Here is a 24,924-nt window from a genome sequence, read left to right on the forward strand (position 1 = left end):
ATCAAAGGCCCGGCGAACTCAAATTGTCGCTCGCCGCACCTGAAGCCAACATGAACCGATTGGTCGGAAACCAATCGGTTCGGGTTCACGGCGCTGGTTTCGCCAAGGGCTCGCCGGCCTTGACCACGTAGACGCCGATCACCTTGAGCGGCTTGTCGCCGGAAGGCTTGGCATCGTGCACCGCCTTCCGGAATCTGGTAGGAATCGCCCGCCTTCAGCGTCAGCGGCGGCTTGCCGTCGATCACAAGCTCCAGCTCGCCTTCGAGCACATAACCGGTTTCGGCACCGGGATGGCTGTGACGCCCCGACGCACCCCCGGCCGGAACCTCGGCGATCGCGGTGACCGTGTTGTAGCCCGCCGGCAAATCGACCTTCTGCAGCGGCGTTCGCTTGATGCCGCTCTGCTGCGCCAAGGCAGCGCCAGCACCGACAAAGGCAGCGCCGGCGCCGGCAAACGCAATCACGGCGAGACCAAGCAGCAATTTGTAATTTCCTCCCAACCCGCGAAACTCTAGCAGCGCGGAATCGCGGCGAAAAGCGGGCGCTGTGTGACGTATGCTTTCGACATTGGGATTAGTCCGTTCATCCAATAACGCTGGCCGTCGTGGAATTATCCGCGGCCGAGCTTACAGAGGGCTGACAAGCCGTTCAGGAAATTGCAGCGCTTGGCGTTCAGCTGATCGCAGCGCGCGGAGTTGCGTTGCGGTTCCTCCGTGACATCACTGGAACTTGCTCGCCGGCGCGAGCACGCGTCACGCCTATCGCTTGATCCCGGCAAACGCAGCTGCAATGCCGCGCTGGAACAGCGACCAGTCGAAGCCGAGCGCAAGCGCGAGGTAACCGCGCTCGATCATCGCGTTGGCCTGCTCGGCGGTGCGCGCGACGCCGCCGATCGGCACGCCGCTCTTCATGATGCCTTCCTCGGCGCGCTGCATCAGTGCGACCACTTCGGGATCGTCGGGCAGCCCGCGCTTGTTGATCGAGGTGGCGAGATCGCCGGGGCCGATCACCGCGAGGTCGATGCCGGGCGTCGCCATGATCTCGTCGATCCGGTTGACGGCATCGACGTGCTCGATCGTGATCATGCAGATCATGTCGTCGTCGGCGGTCGCCATGTAGTCGTTCATCGAGACGCCCCAGCGGAACGGCGCATGGAACGGGCCCCACAGCCGGTCGCCGTTCGGCGGATAGCGCACGCTGCGCACCGCCTTCTCGGCGTCGCCGCGGTTGCAGATCATCGGGAAGTTGATGCCGAGCGCGCCGATGTCCATCGGCGCCTTGGCAAGGTGCGGCTCGTTCGCCGCGATCCGCACCATCGGCACGCATGGCGTCCCTGAGGTCGCCACGATCATCGCATGCGCGGTGCCGAGATCGATCGGGCCGTGCTCGAGGTCGACGATGATCCAGTCCAGCGACTGCGCCATGATCTGGACGGTCTGAATGCTCGGAATGGTCGCGATCGCGCCGAAGGTCGGGCGCTTGTCGCGCCACTGCTTGCGCAGGCGGTTGAGCGGCGTCAGCGGTGCTGAGGTCAATGCGGTGCTCCCTCGGTGAGGCGAGGGCAAACTAGCAGCGCGCTGTGACGGCGGAAAGGATCAGGCCGGGACGCGGCCGCCGAAGAACGGCGTCAGCGCCGCGGACAGCGCGTGCGGTCGCTTCGAGGTGAAGATCATCTCGGCGCCGGCCTCGTCGGTCTCGGTGCCTACCGGGCCGAGCAGGTCGGCGACGCGGCGGGCGATCGCCGGCGCCGGATCGATCCAGTCGACCGTCCAGGGCGCGAGCCGCCTCAGCCGTTCCAGCAGCAGCGGATAATGCGTGCAGGCCAGCACGACGGTATCGGTGCGGGCCGGGTCGCTCGCGCCATTGCCGACGAAGCAGGGCGCGAGCTCGGCCGCGATGTCCTCGTCGCGCACGCTCTGGCCGCTGAGGGCGGCTTCCGCCAGCGAGGCGAGCTCGCCGGAGCCGACCAGCGTCACCTCGCAGCCTTGCGCGAAATCCGAAATCAGCTTGCGGGTATATTCGCGCTTCACGGTGCCCCTGGTGCCGAGCACCGAGACGCGCCGGGTCTTCGACGAGGCGCAGGCCGGCTTGATCGCCGGCACCGTGCCGACGAAGGGCAAAGGATAGGCGTCGCGCAGATGCGACATGACCAGGGTGGATGCCGTGTTGCAGGCGATCACGACCAGGTCGGGCGCGTGCGCCCGGATCAGCTCGCCGACCAGCGGCACCACGCGGGCGATGATCTCGTCCTCGGTGTGGTGGCCATAGGGGAAGAACGCATCGTCGGCGACATAGACAAAGTGCGCGTCGGGCCGGGCGCGGACGATCTCGCGCAGCACGGTGAGGCCGCCGAGGCCGGAATCGAACACAAGGATGGTCGGGGGAGTGGACACGGTGAAAAGTCTATCCGAAGCAGGGTTACCATTCAGTTGTCTTTGCCTGCCCGGCCTTTGGGGCCGACAAAAGGCAGTGAAGGCGGGAATTTCATATGGCCTTGACCGATCCCTGCAAGTATCACGGCAAACTATTGCCGCGACGTGCGAAATCCTGACGGGGCAGCTCCACCATGATCCGCAATACCACCGCAAGCTGGGGTTCGCTCGCCCGGGCGTTCCACTGGGGGCTCGGCATCACCATCATCGGCATGCTGGCCTATGGCTGGTGGATGAACCACATCCCGGCGCGGGCGGACAAGTTCTTCTACCGGTCGATCCATGCCGACATCGGCTATCTGGTGCTGCTGCTCACGGTGCTCAGGCTGGTCTGGCGCGGGGTCAATCCGACGCCGACGCTGCCGGCCGACATGCCCAGCTGGCAAAGGATCGCCGCCCGGATCAACCACGGCGCGCTCTATGCGGTCACCATCCTGGTGGCGATGCTGGGCTGGGCGCATTCCGGGTCCCGCGCGCAGGACTATTCGAGCTTCTTCGGCCTGTTCCACGTGCCCCAGATCACCTCGCCGGACAAGGCGGCGGCGGATGCCTATGAAGGCCGTCACATCTTCTTCGCCTATGTGCTGCTGGCGCTGATCGTGCTGCATCTTGCCGCGGTCGCCTTCCATCATTTCGTCAAACGCGACCGCGTCGCCGCGCGGATGATCGGAGCGGGTGAGGCCGGCCCCGCCCGCTAGCGCCGGTCGTGGCGTCGCGCCGGTGGCGGCGCTAGTCTGGCGGTGAAGCCGGGAGGGCCGAAGCGGCCGGGACCTCGTGGACGATCTTGCGCGAGACAATGCGAACTGGCGGATGCCGGACGAGGGCGCGCCGCATGCCGCGACCTGGATGGCGTTCGGCGCCAGCGCGGCGATCTGGGGCGGCAAGCTGCTTCCCGTCGCCAGGGAAAATCTCGCCGGCATCGCCAAGGCGATCGCCGCCTATGAACGCGTCAACATGCTGGTGCGCGAGGAGGACCGCGAGATTGCCGCGCGGCTGTGCGGCCCCTCGGTCAGCCTCGTCGTTCGATCGATCGATGACGTGTGGATGCGCGACACCGGTCCGGTGTTTGTGCGGGACAGCACGGGGCAGCTTGGTGCCGTCGGTTTCAACTTCAACGGCTGGGGCAACAAGCAACGCCACGCGCTTGATGCCGGGGTCGCAGAGCACGTGGCTCGTGCCGCGAATGCGACGTTCGTCAAGGCCGGACTGGTGCTGGAAGGCGGCGGGATCGAAGTCGACGGTGAGGGGACAGCGATCATCACCGAGAGCTGTGTGCTCAACCCCAATCGCAATCCGGGCGTGTCGAGGGACGCATGCGAGGCCGAGCTATCTTGCCTGCTCGGGCTCGATAAGATCATCTGGCTGCCCGGCATCGCCGGCAAGGACATCACCGACGGACATACCGATTTCTACGCACGGTTTGCCGGTCCCGGCGTCGTGGTGGCCGGCCTCGAACCGGATTCGTCGTCGTTCGATCACGCGGTGACGCGGCGGCACCTCGATCTCCTGCACGGCGCCGTTGATGCGAAGGGCCGGCGGTTGGATGTCGTGGTGTTGCAGGGCCCGTCGACGGTGCGTCCAAAGCACGGTACGAAGGACTTCGCTGCCGGATACATCAATTTCTACGTCTGCAACGGCGCCGTGATCGCGCCCGAGTTTGGCGATGCGGCCGCGGACCGCAATGCGCGCGATGTCCTGCGGGAGCTGTTCGCGGACCGGGAAATCATCCAGCTCAACATCGACGGCATCGCCGCCGGCGGTGGCGGCATTCATTGCACCACGCAACAGCAGCCGCGTCCGTGATGTGAATGGCCCGGGCGCGATGGATCGCGGCCGGACCATTCGTCGTTCATCAATTGCGCAAGCGGTGCTAGCCCGCCGGCATCTGCTTCTCGACCAGGCGCACCCAGTAGGACGCGCCGTGGCCGAGGATGTTGTCGTTGAACTTGTAGGCCGGGTGGTGGCACATCGGGCCGTCGCCCATGCCGAGGAAGACGAACGCGCCGGGGCGCGCCTCCAGCATGAACGCAAAATCCTCGGCGCCCATGACGGGCACCAGATTGTCGTTGACGCGGTCGGCGCCGACCACGTCGCGGGCGATCTCGGCGGCGATGCCGGCCTGATGCGCATGGTTCAGCGTCACCGGATACATGCGTCCATAATCCGTCTCGGCAGAGCCGCCATAGGCTTTGGCGATGTTGGAAGCGACCTCGCCGATCCGGCGCTCGACCAGGTCGCGCACCTCGGGATCGAGCGTACGCACGGTGCCGCCGAGCGTGACGGTTTCCGGGATCACGTTGAAGGCGCTGCCGGCTTCGAACATCGTGATCGAGATCACCGCCGACTTCAGCGGGTCGACATTGCGCGATACGATCGACTGCAGCGCATTGATGATCTGGGCTCCGATCAGCACGCTGTCGACCGCCTCGTGCGGGGCGGCGCCGGCGTGGCCGCCCTTGCCGCGCACGACGATCTTCAAGGTGTCCGACGAGGCCAGCATCGGGCCCGGCGTGGTCGCGAAGTAGCCCTCGGGCAGGCCGGGCATGTTGTGCAGGCCATAGACCTCCTGGATGCCCCACCGGGTCATCAGCCCGTCGTCGACCATCGCCTTGCCGCCGGCGCCGCCTTCCTCGGCGGGCTGGAAGATCACGACCGCGGTGCCATCGAAATTGCGGGTCTCGGTGAGGTATTTCGCGGCGCCCAGCAGCATCGCGGTATGGCCGTCATGGCCGCAGGCGTGCATCTTGCCGGGGACCTTCGAGGCGTAGGGCACGTCGGCGGCCTCCACGATCGGCAGCGCGTCCATATCGGCGCGCAGCCCGATGGTCTTGCCCGAGCCGTTCTTGCGGCCGCGGATAACGCCGACCACGCCGGTGCGCCCGATCCCCGTCACCACCTCGTCGCAGCCGAACTCGCGCAGTCTGTCGGCGACGATGCCGGCGGTGCGGTGGACCTCGTAGAGCAGTTCGGGGTTCTCGTGGAAGTCATGGCGCCATGCGGCCATTTCATCCGAGAGGGCGGCAACGCGATTGACGATGGGCATGGGGAGCGTCCGTTTCTTGTGATTGCGTAGGGCGGGTCAGCGTAGCGTAACCCGCCGCGATGTCACGTGGGAATGGCGGTCTCCCTCAGCTCTCCCCGAACACCCGCTTGAAGATCGTGTCGACGTGCTTGAGGTGATAGCCGAGGTCGAACTTCTCCTCGATCTCGGCATCGCTCATGTACTTCTTCACGTCGGGGTCGTTCTTCAGCAGCGTCTGGAAGTCGCCTTCGCCGCGCCACACCGGCATCGCGTTGCGCTGCACGAATTTGTAGGCGTCCTCGCGGCTGGCGCCCTTCTGGGTCAGCGCGATCAGCACGCGCTGCGAATGCACCAGGCCGCCGAGCCGGTCGAGATTCTTCTGCATGTTCTGCGGATAGACCAAGAGCTTCTCGATCAGGCCGGCGAGCCGGACCAGCGCGAAGTCGAGGGTGACGGTGGCATCGGGGCCCATCATGCGCTCGGCCGAGGAGTGCGAGATGTCGCGCTCATGCCACAGCGCGACGTTCTCCAGCGCCGGCGTCACATAGGCGCGCACCATGCGCGACAGGCCGGAGAGGTTTTCCGACAGCACCGGGTTGCGCTTGTGCGGCATCGCCGACGAGCCCTTCTGGCCCTCGGAGAAGAACTCCTCGGCTTCGAGCACCTCGGTGCGCTGCAGATGGCGCACCTCCACCGCGAGCCGTTCGACCGAAGCGGCAATCACGCCGAGCGTCGCAAAATACATCGCGTGGCGGTCGCGCGGGATCACCTGGGTCGAGACCGGCTCCGGCCGCAGGCCCATCGCTTTCGCAACGTGCTCTTCGACCCGCGGGTCGATCTGCGCGAAGGTGCCGACCGCGCCCGAAATCGCGCAGGTCGAAATCTCGTCGCGCGCGGCGACCAGGCGGGCGCGGGCGCGGGCGAACTCGGCATGGGCATAGGCGAGCTTGAGGCCGAAGGTGACCGGCTCGGCATGGATGCCGTGGGAACGGCCGATGGTCGGCGTCATCTTGTGCTCGAAGGCGCGGGTCTTCAGCGCCGCCAGCACCCGGTCGAGATCGGCGATCAGCAGGTCGGCGGCGCGCTTGAGCTGGACGTTGAGGCAGGTGTCGAGCACGTCGGAGGAGGTCATGCCCTGGTGCACGAAGCGCGCCTCGGGGCCGACGATCTCGGCGAGATGGGTCAGGAAGGCGATGACGTCGTGCTTGGTCTCGCGCTCGATCTCGTCGATCCGCGCGACGTCGAAGGTGGCATCCTTGCCCTTGGCCCAGATCGTCCTGGCGGCTTCCTTGGGGATCACGCCGAGCTCGGCCAGCGCGTCGGCGGCATGCGCCTCGATCTCGAACCAGATCTTGAAACGCGTCTGCGGCTCCCAGATGGAGGCCATTTCCGGGCGGGTATAACGGGGGATCATCGAGAACTCCGAAGTGGGCCGGGCGGGGCGCAAAGGTGGCTCCCGGCCGAATTATTTTTTACGCCGTGCTTTAGCAAATTGGGGCCGACGAGGCCACCCATTCGGGGGATTTGGCGGGGAAAACCGGCCGAAATCGGCGGTCCGCGGCCCGTTGGCTCGCCCGGGCGGGCTACGAGGCTGGGACGGGCCTACAGGTTCGCCAGGCCGCATTCGACGGCGAGGCGGACCAGTTGGGCGTCGGTCCGCATGCCGGTCTTGGCCTTGATCAGATAGTGGTAGTTCTGCACGGTCTTGGTGCTGAGGTTGAGGTTGGCGGCGATCTGCTCCTTGGTGCTGCCGGCCGCGAACTGCCGGAGGATCTCGATCTCCCGCTCGCCGAGCTGGTCGAGCGCGGATTTGGTCGGCACCAGGCTCTCCAGCGCGAGCACCCGCGCGACGTCGTCGCTCATCGCATGCTCGCCGCGCGCCACCGAGCGGATCGCCGCGATCAGCTCGGCCGGCTCGCTTCCCTTGGTGACGAAGCCGGAGGCGCCGGCGCCGAACGCCGCCTTCACCTGGGCGGCCTCGCTGTGCATGCTGAAGACCAGGATGCGGGCGTCGGGATCGCGCGCGCGGATATTGCGGATCGCCTCCAGCCCGCTGGCGCCGGGCATCGAGATATCCATCACCACGACGTCGGGCCCGTGCGACTTGAACGCGCGGTAGGCGTTGGCGGCGTTGTCGGCCTCGGCGACCACGCTGAAATCGTCCTGATGCTCGAGCACGCGCCGGTAGCCCTGGCGGACCACCGGATGGTCATCCACCAGCAGGATCGAGATTCCCCGAGTCTTCACGGCTGTCATCTTCGCGGTCGTCATCTCAGGCGGCGAGCGGGATCGTGGCGGCGACCGAGAGGCCGCGGCTGGCGCGGGCGATCGACAGCGAACCGCCCAGTGCGGCGACGCGCTCGCTGACGCCGGTGAGGCCGAAGCCCGCCGACTGCGCCACCTTGGCGGCATCGCCGCCGCCGTCATCCTCGACCCGCACCAGCAGCGCGTTCTCGGGGCCACTGCGCCGTTCGATCCGCAGCACGATCTCGCGCGCCGCGCTGTGGCGCAGCGCATTGGTCAGGCATTCCTGCGCGACCCGATAGGCCGTTACGGCAACCGTGCCGCTGATGTCGGCGAGGTCGCCCTGCAGATCGAGCTGGATCATCGGCTGCGCGGTGCGCGATCGCCAGCTGTCGACGAGATCGACCAGGCTCGCTTCCAGCCCGAGCTCCTCGGCCGGCGGATGGCGCAAGCGGTTCAGCGTATCGCGCAGGCAGGCGATGATGCGGCGCGTCGCCTGCGAGATCATCCGTGCGTCCTGCGCGATTTCCGTACCGGCGGCGTATTTGTCGCCGGCGCTCGCCTCGATCGTGTTGGCGAAGGCCAGGATCGCGGTGAGATTCTGGCCGAACTCGTCGTGCAGCTCGCGCGCAAGAGCGCGGCGTTCGTCGCTACGGATTTCAAGCAGGCGCCGCGTCAGCGTCGTGCGCTCCTCCTCGGCCTGCGCGAGGCGATCGCCGAGATCGCCGACGGCGCGACCGATCATCGCAAGCTCCATCGAGCGCACGCGCGGCAATGGCGTGCGGTACTCGCCGTCGGCCATGCGGCGCAGCGCCGACACGATCGAGTGGGCGGGCGCCAGCGTATGCGCGATCGCCAGCGAGGCGAGCAGCGCGATGGCGAGCGCCATCAGCAGCGCGACATGGATGTTGTCCAGGATGTGCTGCCAGGCGAGCGCGATCGCCGCGTCCGGATCGGAGATGGCGCGGACGGTTCCCGCGGTCGCGGCGCGGGCGCTGATCGGCCGCTCCACGGTGGCGTGCGCGCCGAGCATCGCCTGCACGGTGGCCGCGAACCAGCGCGGCGGCGCCTTGCCGATCCCCTTGCTTTGGCCGCAGAGCGGCTTCTCGAAGGCGCCGGCCGGTTCGAACTGCACGCAGATCCCCGGCGCGATCAGGCCCATGGTTTCGATGGTGCGCCAGTCCGGTGCTGGCAGCAATTGCTCGCGCATCCGGTTGCTGCGGAGCAGCAATTCACGCCAATACAGCGCCTCGAGCGACTGCGAGACCCGCGCGGCGGAGGCCTCGGTGGCGCGATCGACGCTGCGATAGGCATCGATCGTGGCCCAGACAGTAGCGGCGCCGAGGCATAGCGCGACGATGACGAGCAGGCGGGCGACCAGTTGAAGCACGAGGCGCATGCGATCACTCCACGGCCGGAGCATGATCCGAACAGGCGCGGTGCGGTTTCATGCTCAAATGAGTGGCCTGATGCTAACAGCACCCCCGTTCCCCGCCAATCGCAAGCATGCCAAGCTATGCAGGTCGGGAAATTTGCCCGACCAAATTTGGGCAGATGTCTTTGGACGGCGCCGGCCGGCTCTGCTCTAACCGTAGCTGAGGTTCTGACACGGGCCTCGCGGAACAGTCGCCACAGGGAGCGAGCGCAGCATGGACGCCAAGGTCGAGGCCGCGGCCGCACCGGCCGGCACGGACGCGGCGGAGCGCAGTGTGCTGCTGCTCTGGATGATCTTCACCGGCCTTTCGGTGTTCGCCGCCTTCCTGTTGTGGCGCTACGGGCTGATCCGCCTGATGGTCAGTTCCGACCGCACCTACATTTCCAGCGTCATCGCGGTGCTCTACGTCGTCACCTGCATCCATTGCTTCTGGCGGACGCGGGCGATCGCGCGGGAAGGTGAGGTGGCGCGGTCCTGCCGCACCATCCTCGCTGCGCCTGACGGCGCCAAGGCATTGGTATCGGATGCGCGCGGCTTGCCGCGTGGTCTCGTCACCGATCACATCAAGAGCCTGGTTCAGAAGGCCGACGCGCAAGCCAAAGGCCGGATCGACCAGACCCTGCTGCTGCGGACGCTGGCGGACCGTCTGCGCGGCTCCAACGGTTTCGGTGCCTTCGTCTCCGACACGCTGATGAAGCTCGGCCTGCTCGGCACCATCATCGGCTTCATCATCATGCTGGCGCCGATCGCCTCGCTCGATGCCGCCGACAAGGTCGCGATGAAATCGTCGATGGGCCTGATGAGCGACGGTATGGCGGTTGCGATGTACACGACGCTGGCCGGGCTGATCGGATCGATCCTGGTCCGGATCCAGTACTACATGCTGGATTCCGCGACCCAGCGGGTGTTCTCCGATGCCGTCGTGCTGACCGAGACCCACGTCACGCCGGCCCTGGAGCGCCGCCTTGGTACGCCGTCATGATGGACGAGTTCGGCCTCTATCCGCGCGAGGAGCCGTTCGATCCGCTCGGCGTCATGCTGTTCAAGGCGCTCCAGGTGATCGCCTTCCTGTTCTTCCTGGCGCTGCTTGCGGTGTCGCCGGACTCCAAGGACGGCAAGATCGAATCCAAGGCGGAGTTCATCATCACGATGGACTGGCCGGACAACCATCCCGACGATCTCGACCTGTTCGTGCAGGACCCCGCCGGCAATATCGCCTGGTACCGGCATCGCGAGGCCGGCTTCCTGACGCTCGACCGCGACGATCGCGGCGGCGCCAACGACTTCATCGTGGTCAACGGCAAGAAGATCGCCTCGCCGATCCGCGAGGAGATCGTCACCCTGCGCGGGGTCGTCGCCGGCGAATACACCGTCAACGTCTCGCATTTCCAGGCGACGACCGGCGAGCCGGTGCAGGCGAACGTCAAGGTGCAGAAGCTCAATCCGACGGCGCAGGTGATCTTCGACGACAAGCTGACCGTCGATCACACCGGCGACGAGAAGACCGCCGTCAGGTTTCGTCTTGATGCCGAGGGCAAGGTGATCAACGTCGACCGGCGGCCGAAATCGCTGCTCGAGACCTTCCGCAGCAGCTGGCGCAACGGCGCCGACCTCGATCCGAACACCGGCGCCCCGAGATCCGGCGTCAGGGTGCTCCGCAATGATTAGCTTGCAGTCAGTGATCCTCACCATTGCAGTCGCCTACGCAGTGATCGGTGCGCTGCTCTTGATCGTGCTGGTCTATGCGCGGCTGCACTGGTCGCTGAAGGCGGTCGTCATCGTCGTGACCAGCGCGTTCTATTTCGTCAGCTTCGGCGGCATGCGCGGCCTGCTCGGCTGGGCCTCCGCGGAGAAGCTGCCGGCCAACTTCAAGCTGCTGTCGACGCGGATCGTGGAGCCGCATTCGCTGGAGGGCGATCCGGGCTCGATCTATCTGTGGGTCGAGGAACTCGACGAGGACAACCGGCCGAGCGCCGTGCCGCGCGCCTTCCGCATTCCCTACAGCGACGCCTTGGCCGAGCAGACCCACACCGCCGACAACGAGATCAAGGCCGGCCATCCGCAAGGCGGGCGGGCGGCGGATTTCGGCGGCGGCGACGGCACCATCATGGACTTCGTCAGGGAGTACATCACGCCGAAGACGATCGTGGAGACCACGGGCGGCGATTCCACGACGGGGACGTTCGTGGCCCCGCCGGCGGGCGCACAGGGATCGGTGTTCACGCCGCTGCCGCCGCCCCGGATGCCGCCCAAGGACGAGCAGCAATAGGACGAGGCGCACCGGCTGAGGATGGCATAAAAATAGGGATCGCCAATAATCGGTCAGCGGGGTGGACAGTAGTGATCCGGAATCCCGCCAACGGTCAGCTCGGTGTAATCTAATTCCTAACCGGGGCTAGATTTTATCCCGAAGCCATTTTCCCGGCAAAGGGGCCGCTGCGTGAAGCGGCCCCTTTCGATTCCAGCGCCGCCAAAGCGATCTCACACCGACAGGAATGCGATCGCGACAACCATCAGCCACCCGACAATGACGAGCGAGGCCACCGCGCCGGCGGTGATCTTGGCGATCTCCTTGAAAGTGATTGGGTGGTCCATGCAAACCTCTCCTGGCAAGCCTTTCTTGGGCTGGTCGGGCTGGCCGTATCGAGACATATGCACGCCCCGGCGGATCGCCCTGCCGCTCACGGAACGGTGTAGCCCCATGAGCCGGAACCCGACCGGCGGGCCCCGGCGGCCCGGCTATCATTTCACAAAATATTGTCTGACAGATATTGAAATCTGTCAGCGAGATGGTGTATATACTAACCAGCCCAAGGGAGGAGGGCGCCCAGTGGCTGTTCCGGCGTTTTGGCCGGGGGAGCCGAACCTGATTTGATTACCTCGAAGGACTACCTCCATGACGATAGAAATCTTCCAATTGACCGCCCAGATTCAACAGTGGCTCAACCTTCGCGTCGCCCGCCATTTGGCTGCCCAGGCTGCCAAGTTCACCCGCGGGCAGGACAGCGATAACCAGACGGTAAACGCATGAACGAGGCGGTGGTTTTGACACCCGAGCGGATCCTTGAGGCAACTGAGGATGTCTTGAGGCGCTTCGGGCTTTCCAAGGCCACCGTTGTCGACGTTGCCCGTGCGCTGGATGTCAGCCACGGCAGCGTCTACCGTCACTTCCCCAGCAAGGCCTCGCTGCGCGACGCGGTCGCCAAGCGCTGGCTCGACCGCGCCAACGAGCCGCTGTGCAAGATCGCAGCCGGCTCGGGCCCGGCGCCGGAACGGCTGGAGAAATGGCTGCGCACCGCCTTCTCGATCAAGCAGAAGAAGGTCTGCGACGATCCGGAGATGTTCGCGACCTACCTCGCGCTGGCGCAGGACGCGCGCGAGGTGGTGGAAGCCTACAAGGACAAGCAGGTCGATCTGATCGCGAAAATCCTGTCCGACGGCGTCGCGCAGGGTGTGTTCGAGATCGACAACGTCAAGGCGACCGCGCGCGCCGTGTTCGACGCGACCGTCCGCTACCATCACCCGGCGCATGCCGAGGAATGGGCCAAGCCGGAATGCCCGTCGCGGATCGACGCCCTGATCGCCCTGCTGCTGCGCGGCGTGCGGGTCTGCAAGCCTTAGCCCGACGTCTTTCTCTCCCTCAGCTGAGCAAGCGGCACCCCTCTCCCTAGCCCTCCGCCGCAAGGGGGGAGGGAACCCATTCGCTGGTGCCTCCCTTACATTCGTCGTTGATGTTCTGAGCCGCGATTTGTCGTGCCGAAGCTGCAACTCAGTGAGGCGAGCACGGCGGTCAGGCTCCCTCCCCCCTTGCGGAGGAGGGTTGGGGAGAGGGTGAGCCACGAGTTACGACGAGAGAGATTGCGCGCTCGCGCGCCAGATGGCTTTTCGTGTCTGCCTTCGGCCCGATTGCGAGCCCGGGGCCGCGTGTGCTTGATATCGGGCACGGATCAGTAGCGGACCACGATGCGGCTTGCACTCTTTGCCGATATTCATGCCAACCGGCAGGCCTTCGCCGCCTGCCTGGATGCCGCGCGTGCGCGTGGCGCCGAGCGGCTGATCTGCCTCGGCGACATCGTCGGCTACGGCGCCGATCCCGAATGGGCCGTCGACACCGTGATGGACCTGGTCGCCAACGGCGCGATCGCGGTGCGCGGCAACCATGACAATGCGATCGGGTCCCCGAGCGACAGCATGAACGCCGATGCGCAGGCCGCCATCGACTGGACGCGCAGCCGGCTCAGCGCCGAACAGAAGACCTTCCTCGCGGGCCTGCCGATCCTGCGCGAGGAGGACAACCGTCTCTACGTGCATTCCGAGGCCTCGGACCCGGCGAAGTGGCGCTATGTCCGCGACACGTCGGATGCCGCGCGCAGCATGATGGCCACCGAAGTGCAAATCACGTTCTGCGGCCACATCCATCGTCCAGGCCTCTACTCGATGTCCTCGACGGCGAAGATGACGAGCTTCGTCCCGACCGCCAGCGTCGCGGTGCAATTGCTGACCGGGCGGCGCTGGCTTGCGGTGCTCGGCTCGGTCGGCCAGCCGCGCGACGGCGATCCCGCGGCATCGTTTGCGATGTTCGACACGACAAGCCGCGAGATCACCTATCACCGCGTGCCCTACGACGTCGCGACCGCCGCGGCGCGGATCAAGGCGGGCGGCCTGCCGCTCTGGCTCGCCGACCGCCTGCTGATCGGCAGGTGACGCCGGTGGCGGCGCTGACGATGCAGCTGGGCGCCGAGATCGATGGCTTCACCATCGGCGAGCTCGTGCACCGCGGCGGCATGGCGACGCTGTGGAGCGTCACCCACCCGGGCATCGACGTGCCGCTCTTGATGAAGGTGCCGCTCACCTCGGAGGGCGAGGATCCGGCCGCGATCGTCAGCTTCGAGATGGAGCAGATGATCCTGCCGCGGCTGTCGGGGCCGCATGTGCCGGCCTGTTTCGGCACCGGCGATTTCGAGCGCCAGGCCTATGTGGTGATGGAGCGCATCCCCGGCCAAACCCTCTACAAGCAGATCGACAATCTGCCGTTGCCCTATGACGAGGTGAGGGTGATCGGCGGCAAGGTCGCCACCGCGCTCGCCAGCCTGCACCGGCAGAACGTCATCCATCACGACATCAAGCCGAGCAGCATCATGTTCCGCGAGCGCGGCGAAGCGGTGCTGATCGATTTCGGCCTCTCGCATCACCAGCATCTGCCCGATCTGCTGCAGGAGGAGTTTCGCCTGCCTTACGGCACCGCGCCCTACATGGCGCCGGAGCGCCTCAACGGCGTGCGCGACGATCCGCGCAGCGATCTGTTTTCGCTCGGCGTGCTGCTCTATTTCTTCACCACCGGCGTCCGCCCGTTCGGCGAGACCGAGACTTTGCGCGGCATGCGCCGGCGGCTGTGGCGTGACCCGTATCCGCCGCGTCAGCTCAAGCCCGACTATCCGCCCTGGCTGCAGGAGATCGTGCTGCGATGTCTCGAGATCGACCCGGCGGCGCGCTATCCGACCGCGGCGCAGCTGGCGTTCGATCTCGGCCACCCCGAACAGGTCAAGCTGACGGCGCGGGCGCAGCGGCTGAACCGCGATCCGCTCGGCACGGTCTGGCGCCGCCGCTTCAATCTCGGTGCGGTGCCGCCGCAGCCGAAATCTGATGTCGCAGCCCAGCTCGCATCGAGCCCGATCGTTGCCGTTGCACTCGATCTCGGCGAGGGGGCCGAGGCGCTGAACGAGACCATCCGCGCCACCGCCGAGCAGGTGCTATCGACCTCGCCATCGGCGCGGCTCGCTTGCGTGAACGTGCTGAAGCTCAATCTCCTGGCGATCGACCGCAGCCATGACGAGCAGGGTCAGAACAAGCATGTCGACCGCCTGGTGGCGCTGCAGCACTGGGCGCGGCCGTTCCGGCTCGAGGAGGGACGGCTGACCGTGCATGTCTTGGAGGCGATCGATCCGGCCGCGGCCATCCTGGAATTCGCCGCGGTCAATCTGGTCGACCACATCATCATCGGCGCGCGGCAGAATTCGATGCGGCGCGCGCTGCTCGGCAGCGTGTCCGCCAAGGTCGCAGCCGAAGCGCTGTGCACGGTGACCGTGGTGCGGCCGTCGCGGCTAGCGCCGCAAGCGGACGACGATGAGGCGGCGGGCGAGGCGGCTAATGCCCCGGTCACGCCGCCTTCAGTGTTCTAGTTCCGCCGCAGAATCAGATCGCTTCGCCGCGCGCGTCGGCCGCGGCATTGCGGATCGCGGCGACGTTGGTCTTGTAGGCCTCGAGCGTGCCGCCCTTGAACACCGCGGAGCCCGCGACGAAGGCATTGGCACCGGCGGCGGCGAGCTGGCCGGCGACGTCGGGCGCAACGCCGCCGTCGACCTCGATGTCGATCGGCCGGCCCGCGACCATCGCCCGGACGTCAGAGATCTTGCCGATCGCCGAGCGGATGAAGGCCTGGCCGCCGAAGCCGGGATTGACCGACATCACCAGCACGAGGTCGATCAGGTCGAGCACATATTCGATCACGCTCGCCGGCGTCGCCGGATTGATCGAGACGCCGGCCTTCTTGCCGAGCGCGCGGATCGCCTGCAGCGAGCGATGCAAATGCGGGCCGGCCTCGGCATGCACCGTGATGTGGTCGCAGCCCGCCTTGGCGAACGCCTCCAGATAGGGGTCGCAGGGCGAGATCATCAGATGGGCGTCGAAGATCTTCTTGGTGTGCGGCCGCATCGCCTTGATGACGTCGGGGCCGTAGGAAATGTTTGGCACGAAGTGCCCGTCCATCACGTCGAGATGGATCCAGTCGGCGCCGGCCTGGTCGACGGCACGGACCTCTTCGCCGAGCTTTGAGAAATCCGACGCCAGGATCGACGGAGCGATGACGAGGGGACGCGGGGTGAATGACTGAGTCATGTCAGCAGTTCCGGAAGACTAGCAGGGGGCGACGGGTGATCCCGCCTAACATGCGGACGCGTGGCGGGCAATGCGAGCGGACGGCGGCTGGAAGCCGGAAAATTCTGCCGCCGGCGGCAGGTCTTGCCGGGTGCGCGGAACCCGCGGCGATGCGCCAAGGCCTGGTTTTATTGAGTTTTTGCCATGGCACGCCGCTTGCTGCGCCTTTGGCAAGCGTTTGAGCCGCCGGGCGCGGCCTTGTTGGAGTATTGCCATGTTATTTGCCATTGGCGCTGCGTCATCCGCCGTCGATCTTTTGAGCTCGCTGATGTCGTCGAAATCGACGACGCAGACCGGCAGCTCCACCCAGGGAAGTCAGACCACCGGGCTGTTCGATCTTGCGACCACGACATCGACGTCGAGCAGCAGCAGCGCCGGTGCCGGGTCGGGCGCCAGCACCCCGCAGATTTCGCCGCAGACCATGAGCGCGCTGCTCGACGCGCAGAGCCAGACGACCGTTTCAACCAGCACGGCTTCAACCGGCACGACTTCAACCAGCACAACGCCGACCAGCAGGTCGGATGCGCTGAAGGACCTGTTTTCGCTGATCGACGCCGACGGCAATGGCCAGATCACCAAGACCGAATTCGAGAACGCGCTCGGCGCCGGCGGCACCAACGTCGCGCAGGCCGACGACGTGTTCTCCAAGCTCGACAAGAACGGCGACGGCAGCGTCAGCCTCGGCGAGATGTCGCAGGCCTTGCAGGGCCACAAGGGCGGCGGCCATCATCATCACCACATGGAGAGCGGCGCGACCGACGGATCCGGCTCCAGCAGCGGCTCGGGCGGATCGAGCTCCGATCCCCTGATGCAGGCGCTTGATGGCGCGACCTCGACCTCGGTGACCAACAGCGACGGCTCGACCACGACGACCACGACCTATGCCGACGGCTCCAAGGTGTCGATGACGACGCCGGCCACGGCCTCAGCCACCAGCAGCACGAATTCGTCCTCCGCCGGCAACAACGCCACCTCGTCCTACAATTTCATCGAGCAGCTGATCCAGCGCCAGTCGCAGGCGATCTCAGCGAAGGCCTCGTCGTCGCTGTCGGTCAGCGCCTAGGGCGGAACTACTGACGGCCGTCATTGCGAGGAGCGCAGCGACGAAGCAATCCATGTCTCGGCAAGCGGCGCGATGGATTGCTTCGCTTCGCTCGCAATGACGATGCTAGAGCTGCGGCCATAAAACTCAGCGCCTAACCGAATCGATCCCGCCAGCTCGGCTGCGCGCCGGCGAAGGGCAGGCCGGTCGCTGAATGGACGCCGCGCGCGATCGCGCGTGCCACCGTGTTGGCGGCGATGGCGCCGAGCTTGGTCAGGCCGAACAGCGGATCGACCGGCTTGGCACCGGTTGCGGCGGCAAACACCACATCGCCATCGAGCGGGGCGTGCACCGGGTAGATCGCGCGCGCCATGCCGGTCTGTGCGATCATCGCCAGCCGCCGTGCCTGCGGTTTCGTCAATTGCGCGTCGGTCACGACAACGACGAGCGTGGTGTTCTCGGCCGCGGTGGCGTCCGCGCCGCCTTTCAGGCGCGGCTTCAGCATGTCCGGCGTGAACGCCGGCGGCAGGCCGCGCCCGCCGAACTCGCGGTCGACTTCGAACGGCGCCGCCCAGAACCACGGGCCGCTGCCGACCGTGACGCTGCCGACCGCGTTGACCACCGCAAGCGCTGCGACCTTGATGCCATCGTCGGTCACGGCGGACGCTGAGCCGAGGCCGCCCTTCAGGTTGGCGGTGGTCGCGCCCATGCCGGCGCCGACGCTGCCGAGTTCGAAATTGTCCGAGGCGGCATTCGCAGCCGCATAGCCGAGATCGCGATAGGGGGGGAAGCGGCCCCACGCCTTGTTGCCGCCGTTGAGGAGGTCGAAACAGATCGCGCCGGGCACGATCGGGATCACCGCATCGCGGATACGAAAGCCGCGGCCGCGCTCGGCGAGCCAGGCCTGCACGCCGCCCGCCGCATCGAGCCCGAGCGCGGAGCCGCCGGACAGCGTAATCGCGTCGATCGCCTCGACGACATTATGCGGGGCAAGCAGCGCGTCCTCGCGGGTGCCGGGGCCGCCGCCGCGGACATCGATCGAGGCCACCGCCGGCCGCTCGAACAGGATCGCGGTGACGCCCGAGGCGATCACGGCGTCGTCGGCGTGGCCGACGGCAACGCCGGCAATATCGGTGAGAAGGTTTTTCACGATGCGTCCATCCCTGCTGTCCGATCGATCCGGTATAGCAGCCGTGGTGTCAAAGCAAAACGCCCCGGCTGACCGGGGCGGTTTGTAACTCTATCCTCGTCATTGCGAGCGAAGCGAAGCAATCCATTGTCACCGATTACGCGGAAGGATGGATTGCTTCGTCGCTGTCGCTCCTCGCAATGACGGCGAAGGATGGGGAGCCGATCAGGAGCCCTTCGGATTGATCTCGGTGTAGTTGCCCTTGGCGTCCCACTTGTAGACGACGTAGTCGATCGCCTTGATGTCGCCCTTGGCGTCGAAGCCCATCTTGCCGAGCACGGTGTCCCAGTCGCCGGCCTTGATGGTGGCCATCACCTTCTTGGCGTCGGTGGTGCCGGCCTTGGCGACGGCCTGCGTCCACACCTGCATCGCGGCGTAGGTGTAGAGCGTGTAGCCTTCGGGATCGATGTTCTTGGCTTTGAACTTCTCGACGATCGCCTTCGCGGTCGGCTTGTTGCGCGGATCGGGGCCGAAGGTGAACAGCGTGCCCTCGGCGGCCGGGCCGGTGATCGAGGCGAACTCCTTGTCGTTCATGGCATCGCCCGCCATCAGAATGGTCTGCAGGCCCTGGTCGCGCATCTGGCGCAGGATCAGGCCGGCTTCCTGATGGTAGCCGCCGACATAGACCAGATCGATGTTGTCGCGCTTCAGGCGCGAGACGATCGAGTTGAAGTCCTTGTCGCCCTTGTTGTAGGACTCGAACATCTTCTCCTGGAAGCCGGCCTTGTTCAGCGCCTTCTTGGTCTCGTCGGCGAGGCCTTTGCCGTAGGTGGTCTTGTCGTTCAGGATCGCGACGTTCTTGCCCTTGAAGTTCTTCACGATGTAGTCGGCGGCGACCAGGCCCTGCTGGTCGTCACGGCCGCAGACGCGCGCCACGTTCCAGAGCTTGCGCTCGGTGAACAGCGGGTTGGTCGAGGCCGGGGTGATCTGCAGCACGTTGGCGTCGGCATAGGCCTCGGAGGCCGGGATCGACGACGACGAGCAGAAATGACCGGCCACGAACGGGATCTTCGAGGAGCCGATCTTTTCCGCGATCGAGCGCGCCTGCTTCGGATCGCAGGCATCGTCGTCGGCTTCCAGCGCGAGCTTCTTGCCGAGCACGCCGCCGGCGGCGTTGATGTCGGCGATTGCCTGCTCGGCGCCGTTCTTCATCTGCCGGCCGAAAGCGGATTCGGAGCCCGTCATCGGGCCCGCGACTGCGATGGTGATATCTTGCGCGAATGCGCTCGCCGAGAATGCGAACGAAGCGCCCAATGCCAGGCCGATCAGCTTCATTGATTTCATGAGACGTCCCTCGTGGTCGTTGCCTCTTGCGGAAGGGCCCGGCACGCCGGGCCCCAAAACCGCGGGCATTCTCGGCTGGTTTCGCGGCGAAGTCACCGGCAATTTTCAGGCAAATCGACGCTGCATCAGCCGCATCCAGCTGCAGGGGCGGCACGAAACGTGCAGCTACCCGCGGCGGCCGCCTTCCAGATAGGCGGCGCGGATTTCCGGGCGCTGCAGCAACTCGGCGCCGGTTCCGGCCAGCGTGATCAGGCCATTGACCATGACATAGCCGCGATGGGCGAGCTTCAGCGCATGGTTGGCGTTCTGCTCGACGATCAGCACGGTGAGGCCGTCCTGCCGGTTCAGCGTGCGGATGGCGTCGAAGATCTGGCGCGCGATCAGCGGCGCAAGGCCGAGCGAAGGCTCGTCCAGCATCAACAGGCGGGGCCGGCTCATCAGGGCGCGGCCGATCGCGAGCATCTGCTGCTCGCCGCCCGACAGCGTGCCGCCGCGTTGTGCGACGCGTTCCTTCAGCCGCGGGAACAGCGCGAACACGCGCTCCAGCCCGGCCTCGCGTTCGGCCTCGCTGCATTCGGTGGCGTCGGCGCCCATCTGCAGGTTTTCCGCGACGCTCATGCGCGGAAAGATCCGCCGGCCCTCGGGCGATTGTGCGATGCGCAGCCGCGCGATCTCGTGGGTCGGCACGCCGGTGATGTCATTCCCGTCGAATTCGATCCGGCCGGCGCGGGCGCGCGGCCGGCCGAAGATCGTCATCATCAGCGTCGACTTGCCGGCGCCGTTGGCGCCGATCAGGGCGACGATCTCCCCTCGATTGATCTCGATGTCGACGCCCTTCAGCGCTTCGATCTTGCCATACGCCGCACGCACGCCGCGCACCGCGAGCAGGGGTGTGGTTGCAGCTGTCGCGCTCACGTGCCGCTCTCCATCACGGCGATCGCCTCTTCCTCGTCGGCGCCGAGATAGGCGGCGATCACCTTGGGGTCGTCGCGCACGGCCTGCGGCGTGCCTTCGGCGATCTTGACGCCGTAGTCCATCACCACGACGTGGTCGGAGATCTCCATCACGACCGACATGTCATGCTCGATCAAGAGGATCGAGGTGCCCTGGTCGTTGCGGATCGACAGCAGCAACTCGTTGAGCCCGCCGCTCTCGCGCGCGTTCAGTCCGGCGGCCGGCTCGTCGAGACAGAGCAGCACGGGCTCGGTGCACATCGCGCGTGCGATTTCGAGCCGGCGCTGGTCGCCATAGGCGAGATTGCCGGCGGCATCGTCGGCGCGTGGGAGCAGGCCGACACGATCGAGCCAGGTCCGCGCCAGTTCGATGGCGCGCTCCTCGGCCGCGCGCCAGGACGGCGTACCGATCAGGCCGAGCAAGGTCAGGCCCGAGGCGCGCATCAGCGCGTTGTGCTGCGCCACCATCAGGTTTTCCAGCGCGGTCATGCCGGGGAACAGCCGGATGTTCTGGAAGGTGCGCGCCACCTTGGCCTGCTTGGTGATGCGGAAATCGCCGAGCCGCTCGAGCTGCATGGTGCGGCCGACGTCATCGGTGAGGCGGATCGCGCCGCCGCTCGGCCGGTAGAAGCCGGTGATGCAGTTGAAGACCGTGGTCTTGCCGGCGCCGTTCGGGCCGATCAGCGCGGTGATCTTGCGCCGTTCGGCGGCAAAGGAGAGCTCGTTGACCGCGACGATGCCGCCAAAGCGCATCATCAGGTGGTCGACAGTGAGGATGGGATCGCCGCTCATCCGTGGCCCTCCTTGACGAGGTCGGACGAAATCGCCTGGTTGCGCTCCAGGAACACGGTCGGCGCGCGATGACCGATCAGCCCGCGTGGCCGCCAGATCATCAACAGCACCATCGCGATGCCGAACACCAGCATGCGATACTGATCAAAACCACGGAACAGCTCGAAGCCGCCGATCATGGTCAGCGCCGCCAGCGCGACGCCGAGCTGCGAGCCCATGCCACCGAGCACGACGATGGCAAGCACCAGCGCCGATTCCTGGAAGGTGAAGGATTCCGGGCTGATGAAGCCCTGCCGCGTGGCAAAGAAGGCGCCGGCGAAGCCGCCGAACATCGCACCCGTCGCGAACGCGGTGAGCTTGGTCGTGGTGACGTTGATGCCGAGCGCGCGGCAGGCCACCTCGTCCTCGCGCAGCGCCTCCCAGGCGCGGCCGATCGGCAGCCGGCGTAGCCGGATCGTCACCCAGTTGGTGAGCAGCGCCATCGCGAGGATCAGATAGAACAGGAACACGATGCGATGGGTCGGCGAGAAATCGATGCCGAGCCTGGCGGCAAGCCCGTCATCGCTGTTGTCGAGCGGGATGCCGAACAGGGTCGGGCGCGGGATGCCGGAGACACCGTTGGGGCCGCCGGTCAGGCTCTGCCAGTTGATGATGACGAGACGGATGATCTCGCCGAAGGCGAGCGTGACGATCGCGAGGTAGTCGCCGCGCAGCCGCAGCACCGGGAAGCCGAGCAGCACGCCCCAGAACGCCGCCAGGATGCCGGCGAGCGGCAGGCAGACCCAGAACGACAATCCGAAATTGGTGGCAAGCAGCGCGTAGGAATAGGCGCCGACCGCATAGAAGGCGACATAGCCGAGGTCAAGCAGGCCGGCGAGCCCGACCACGACGTTCAAGCCCCATCCCAGCATCACATAGGTCAGCACCAGGATCGATAGATCGAGAATATAGCGCTGGTTGTAGAAGATCACCGGCACCAGGAAGGCGAATACCAGGAGCGCCGGTGCCAGCCAGCGCCCGGCGAACGACATCGCAGCCTGCACCGGCTTCGGGACGATGTGTTCCTTGTCGACCGGTCCCCACCATTGTCGCAGCAGCTCGATGATGATGCTGCCGCCGAACACGGTGCCGACGAGGGCGGCGAGATCGCCGAACCGCGTCCAGTAGATCAGGCCGCCTTGCGGTCCGGCCTCGGTGCGCACGCCGATCATCAGCGAGAACAGCACCAGCGCGACGGCGGCGCTGATCAGGGCTTTCTTGAGAATGAAGGCGCTGCCCGAGGGCTGCGCGGCGTGCGAGGGGCGGGCTGAGATCGCGCTCACGAAGTGCCTGTCAGACTTTTTCGACTTCGGGACGGCCGAGCAGGCCGGTCGGCATGAAGATCAGCACCACGATCAGGATCGAGAACGCGGCGACGTCCTTGTACTCCACCGAGAAATAGGCCGACCAGAACGTTTCGATCAGGCCGATCGCGAGCCCGCCGAGCATCGCGCCCGGCAGCGAGCCGATGCCGCCGAGCACCGCGGCGGTGAACGCCTTGATGCCGGCGACGAAGCCCATGAAGAAATCGACCAGCCCGTAATACAGCAGGTACATCATGCCGGCGACGGCCGCGAGCGCAGCCCCGATCACGAAGGTCATCGAGATGGTGCGGTCGACATCGACGCCGAGCAGTGAGGCCATCGTCTGGTCCTGCTCGCAGGCGCGCATGTCGCGCCCGAGCCGGGTGCGCGAGACCAGCCAGGTGAACACCGCGAGCAGTACGATGGTCGCGAGCACGACCACGATCTGGATGTTGGAGAGCTGCACGGCGAAGCCTTCCGGGCCTTCATGCAGCGTGTAGCCGCCGGTGATGATCGGCGGCACCGGCTTGACCCGCGCGCCCTGCGACACCTGCGAAAAATTGGTCAGCACGAACGACATGCCGATCGCCGACAGCATCGGCGCGAGGCGGAACGAGTGGCGCAGCGGCCGGTAGGCGATGCGTTCGATGGTCCAGCCATAGAGCGCGGTGATCACCATCGAGACCAGCAGCACGATCAGCAGGATCAGCGGGATCGCGGTGAGGCCGAGCGACACCAGCACCAGGAAGGAGATCATCGCGATGAAGCCGCCGATCATGAAGATGTCGCCATGGGCGAAGTTGATCATGCCGACGATGCCGTAGACCATCGTGTAGCCGATGGCGATCAGGCCATAGATCGAACCGAGCACGAGGCCGTTGATCAATTGCTGGGCGAAATAATCCATGCGCTGCCGTCAGAGCCTGTTCGGTTGAGAACCGAACGGGCTCTCGGTTTGATTTGGACGCGGTGTCTTCACGCGAACCGGTCTCCACTTCGCTCGAAAACGCTACGTCGCGGGTGACGCGGCGAGGGCCCCCGGCAGCCTAGTCCGTCGCGTCGCGGTATTTTCTAACAGCGGAACCCCGGCGGCGGCAACAGCATGGCAGCTGCAGAAAGGGCTTTGTACATAACTACTTTGGCGGGTGCGGTTCCGATGTCACAGGGGGCGAGACCCCGTTGCCCTGCAATGATCGCGCCGGAACCCGTGTTATCAGAGCAACTGCGGTCTTGAAGCGCGTGTTGTCCCCACCTGAATGAAAGGAATGGACAACCAGGATCCAGGTCAGAGGCTCAGGATCCGGCCGGCAAGGCAATTGAGCAGTTGCAACAAAAGGGTCTCGCCGCGCAGCGAGGCCCATTTCGTCTGCTGATTTGTTTCTGCTTGGAGTTCAGGCCAATTGATCGGCGAAGCGGCCGCGGAAGGCGTATGAACCGAAATGCGTCAGCTCGCTGCGCAGGTCCAGCCAGATTTCGCCGCCCAGGTCGATCCAGCGCCGGCAGAATGCGTAATCCTCGGAGAGATACTCGCCGGTCGTCTTGTCGATCATGCATTCGAACAGCGACACGCGCTCGAGGTCGGCGCGAACCAAATTGCCGGTGTTCAGATCGTTGGTCTTGTGGTTCGCCCGATATTTCAGTTCGGGATGCGCATCGCACAGCCTGACGAGCGCGGATCGCTTCATCATCAGAAAGCCGGTTCCGGCATATCGGACCTTGGCGAAGCCGTCGCCCCGCACGGTGATCTGGTCACCCGCCCATGTGACGACATAGTCCAGCGAGGATGACGCGAGGTTCGCTCGCTTGGCGTCCGCAGCCCGCTGCACCTTGGCCCAATCGATGTGCTTGAGCGGATAGGCCGCGGCCGAGACGTCGGCATCGCTATCCAGCAGCCGGAACACGGCCTCGGGCTCGAACCCGATATCGGCATCGATGAACAGGAGATGGCTGGCGCCAGAGGCGAGGAATTGGTGCGCCAGCTCGTTCCGGGCGCGCACGATCAGCGATTCGTTTCCGATCAGATGGAACACGATGTCGATGCCCCGGGCCGTGGCCACAGCCTGGAGCTTCAGGGCTGACAACACATAGGCCATCTTCAGATCGCCGCCGTAGCAGGGCGTTGCGACGAAAACGCGGGTTCTTTCAGTCATTTTACCCCCCTTTATCATTGGCTGGCGCGGATCCTGGCCAAGCCCGATCGCATCGATCCGGAACCATCGCACCGCGCTTAACCTTAACAAAGGGTTTAAATTGCT

24 protein-coding genes and 1 pseudogene are annotated in these 24,924 nt (G+C 65.9%); 10 read left to right on the top strand and 15 right to left on the bottom strand.

What is annotated here, in order from left to right; translation table 11 throughout:
• Positions 1-85: 85 nt before the first annotated feature.
• From FBZ93_RS29855 to murI, 3 genes and pseudogenes are all read right to left on the bottom strand, one after another.
• Positions 86-464: pseudogene (locus FBZ93_RS29855) on the bottom strand (cupin domain-containing protein).
• Between the two features lie 294 nt (positions 465-758).
• Complete coding sequence (locus tag FBZ93_RS29860) at positions 759-1,535, bottom strand: HpcH/HpaI aldolase family protein (RefSeq protein WP_146990989.1); 777 nt, start codon at positions 1,533-1,535, stop codon at positions 759-761.
• Positions 1,536-1,595: 60 nt separating this feature from the next.
• Positions 1,596-2,393 carry a glutamate racemase gene (gene murI, locus FBZ93_RS29865; protein ID WP_146990991.1) on the bottom strand — a complete coding sequence of 266 codons (798 nt, stop codon included), beginning with the start codon at positions 2,391-2,393 and terminating at the stop codon, positions 1,596-1,598.
• A gap of 173 nt (positions 2,394-2,566) precedes the next feature.
• Here murI and FBZ93_RS29870 point away from each other — a divergent pair, with 173 nt between their 5' ends.
• Both FBZ93_RS29870 and FBZ93_RS29875 read left to right on the top strand, forming a co-directional pair.
• Entirely contained in the window at positions 2,567-3,130 is a 564-nt protein-coding gene (locus FBZ93_RS29870; RefSeq protein ID WP_146990993.1) for a cytochrome b, read from the top strand.
• Positions 3,131-3,242: 112 nt separating this feature from the next.
• Positions 3,243-4,235: an agmatine deiminase family protein gene (locus FBZ93_RS29875; protein WP_146991195.1), complete on the top strand. Its 993-nt coding sequence runs from the start codon at positions 3,243-3,245 to the stop codon at positions 4,233-4,235.
• 67 nt (positions 4,236-4,302) lie between these two features.
• Here FBZ93_RS29875 and FBZ93_RS29880 read toward each other — a convergent pair whose 3' ends face one another.
• From FBZ93_RS29880 to FBZ93_RS29895, 4 genes are all read right to left on the bottom strand, one after another.
• On the bottom strand, positions 4,303-5,475 hold the full coding sequence (locus FBZ93_RS29880) for a M20 aminoacylase family protein (RefSeq protein ID WP_146990995.1): 1,173 nt from the start codon (positions 5,473-5,475) through the stop codon (positions 4,303-4,305).
• Between the two features lie 85 nt (positions 5,476-5,560).
• Positions 5,561-6,868 carry an adenylosuccinate lyase gene (gene purB, locus FBZ93_RS29885; RefSeq protein WP_146990997.1) on the bottom strand — a complete coding sequence of 436 codons (1,308 nt, stop codon included), beginning with the start codon at positions 6,866-6,868 and terminating at the stop codon, positions 5,561-5,563.
• A gap of 188 nt (positions 6,869-7,056) precedes the next feature.
• Positions 7,057-7,710: a response regulator gene (locus FBZ93_RS29890; RefSeq protein ID WP_146990999.1), complete on the bottom strand. Its 654-nt coding sequence runs from the start codon at positions 7,708-7,710 to the stop codon at positions 7,057-7,059.
• 16 nt (positions 7,711-7,726) lie between these two features.
• Entirely contained in the window at positions 7,727-9,097 is a 1,371-nt protein-coding gene (locus FBZ93_RS29895) for a histidine kinase (RefSeq protein WP_146991001.1), read from the bottom strand.
• 250 nt (positions 9,098-9,347) lie between these two features.
• On the opposite strand from FBZ93_RS29895, the gene FBZ93_RS29900 reads away from it, so the two are divergent.
• The 7 genes from FBZ93_RS29900 (at position 9,348) to FBZ93_RS29930 (ending at position 15,312) form a co-directional block, all read left to right on the top strand.
• Positions 9,348-10,115: a MotA/TolQ/ExbB proton channel family protein gene (locus tag FBZ93_RS29900; protein WP_146991003.1), complete on the top strand. Its 768-nt coding sequence runs from the start codon at positions 9,348-9,350 to the stop codon at positions 10,113-10,115.
• Positions 10,112-10,801, top strand: a complete 690-nt coding sequence (locus FBZ93_RS29905) for a hypothetical protein (protein WP_146991005.1) — start codon at positions 10,112-10,114, stop codon at positions 10,799-10,801. Before FBZ93_RS29900 ends, FBZ93_RS29905 begins: the two co-directional genes overlap by 4 nt.
• Entirely contained in the window at positions 10,794-11,402 is a 609-nt protein-coding gene (locus FBZ93_RS29910; RefSeq protein ID WP_146991006.1) for a hypothetical protein, read from the top strand. The genes FBZ93_RS29905 and FBZ93_RS29910 overlap by 8 nt, the downstream gene beginning before the upstream one ends.
• 627 nt (positions 11,403-12,029) lie before the next feature.
• Positions 12,030-12,164 carry a hypothetical protein gene (locus FBZ93_RS41780; RefSeq protein WP_016843141.1) on the top strand — a complete coding sequence of 45 codons (135 nt, stop codon included), beginning with the start codon at positions 12,030-12,032 and terminating at the stop codon, positions 12,162-12,164.
• Positions 12,161-12,754: a TetR family transcriptional regulator gene (locus FBZ93_RS29915; protein WP_050423578.1), complete on the top strand. Its 594-nt coding sequence runs from the start codon at positions 12,161-12,163 to the stop codon at positions 12,752-12,754. The genes FBZ93_RS41780 and FBZ93_RS29915 overlap by 4 nt, the downstream gene beginning before the upstream one ends.
• 342 nt (positions 12,755-13,096) lie before the next feature.
• Positions 13,097-13,837 carry a metallophosphoesterase family protein gene (locus tag FBZ93_RS29925; RefSeq protein ID WP_146991008.1) on the top strand — a complete coding sequence of 247 codons (741 nt, stop codon included), beginning with the start codon at positions 13,097-13,099 and terminating at the stop codon, positions 13,835-13,837.
• A 20-nt stretch (positions 13,838-13,857) separates the two neighbouring features.
• On the top strand, positions 13,858-15,312 hold the full coding sequence (locus FBZ93_RS29930) for a serine/threonine protein kinase (protein ID WP_146991196.1): 1,455 nt from the start codon (positions 13,858-13,860) through the stop codon (positions 15,310-15,312).
• A 13-nt stretch (positions 15,313-15,325) separates the two neighbouring features.
• Here the strand turns inward: FBZ93_RS29930 and rpe are convergent, their stop codons facing one another.
• Positions 15,326-16,027, bottom strand: a complete 702-nt coding sequence (rpe, locus tag FBZ93_RS29935) for a ribulose-phosphate 3-epimerase (protein ID WP_146991010.1) — start codon at positions 16,025-16,027, stop codon at positions 15,326-15,328.
• A gap of 253 nt (positions 16,028-16,280) precedes the next feature.
• Between rpe and FBZ93_RS29940 the strand changes: the two genes are divergently transcribed.
• Positions 16,281-17,129 (top strand): EF-hand domain-containing protein, encoded by an 849-nt coding sequence (locus FBZ93_RS29940; RefSeq protein ID WP_146991012.1) that lies wholly within the window; start codon positions 16,281-16,283, stop codon positions 17,127-17,129.
• A gap of 133 nt (positions 17,130-17,262) precedes the next feature.
• On the opposite strand, the gene FBZ93_RS29945 is transcribed toward FBZ93_RS29940, so the two are convergent.
• The 7 genes from FBZ93_RS29945 to FBZ93_RS29975 all read right to left on the bottom strand — a co-directional run bounded on the left by FBZ93_RS29945 (position 17,263) and on the right by FBZ93_RS29975 (position 24,819).
• Positions 17,263-18,258 carry a P1 family peptidase gene (locus FBZ93_RS29945; RefSeq protein ID WP_146991014.1) on the bottom strand — a complete coding sequence of 332 codons (996 nt, stop codon included), beginning with the start codon at positions 18,256-18,258 and terminating at the stop codon, positions 17,263-17,265.
• A gap of 204 nt (positions 18,259-18,462) precedes the next feature.
• A complete protein-coding gene (locus tag FBZ93_RS29950) occupies positions 18,463-19,581 on the bottom strand; it encodes a branched-chain amino acid ABC transporter substrate-binding protein (protein ID WP_146991016.1) in 1,119 nt (372 codons plus the stop codon).
• Positions 19,582-19,746: 165 nt separating this feature from the next.
• Positions 19,747-20,496, bottom strand: a complete 750-nt coding sequence (locus FBZ93_RS29955; protein ID WP_146991017.1) for an ABC transporter ATP-binding protein — start codon at positions 20,494-20,496, stop codon at positions 19,747-19,749.
• A complete protein-coding gene (locus FBZ93_RS29960) occupies positions 20,493-21,326 on the bottom strand; it encodes an ABC transporter ATP-binding protein (RefSeq protein ID WP_146991019.1) in 834 nt (277 codons plus the stop codon). Before FBZ93_RS29960 ends, FBZ93_RS29955 begins: the two co-directional genes overlap by 4 nt.
• Positions 21,323-22,639, bottom strand: coding sequence for a high-affinity branched-chain amino acid ABC transporter permease LivM (livM, locus tag FBZ93_RS29965; protein WP_208764081.1), 1,317 nt, complete (start codon positions 22,637-22,639; stop codon positions 21,323-21,325). The genes FBZ93_RS29960 and livM overlap by 4 nt, the downstream gene beginning before the upstream one ends.
• Positions 22,640-22,658: 19 nt before the next feature.
• The gene (locus tag FBZ93_RS29970) at positions 22,659-23,576 is read right to left on the bottom strand and encodes an ABC transporter permease subunit (RefSeq protein ID WP_146991023.1); all 918 of its coding nucleotides are present in this window, start codon (positions 23,574-23,576) and stop codon (positions 22,659-22,661) included.
• Between the two features lie 484 nt (positions 23,577-24,060).
• Positions 24,061-24,819, bottom strand: a complete 759-nt coding sequence (locus tag FBZ93_RS29975; protein ID WP_146991025.1) for a hypothetical protein — start codon at positions 24,817-24,819, stop codon at positions 24,061-24,063.
• Between the last annotated feature and the right edge of the window lie 105 nt (positions 24,820-24,924).

Origin of the sequence: Bradyrhizobium macuxiense (assembly GCF_007993935.1) — a bacterium.
In the GTDB taxonomy this organism is placed as follows: Bacteria; Pseudomonadota; Alphaproteobacteria; order Rhizobiales; family Xanthobacteraceae; genus Bradyrhizobium; species Bradyrhizobium macuxiense_A.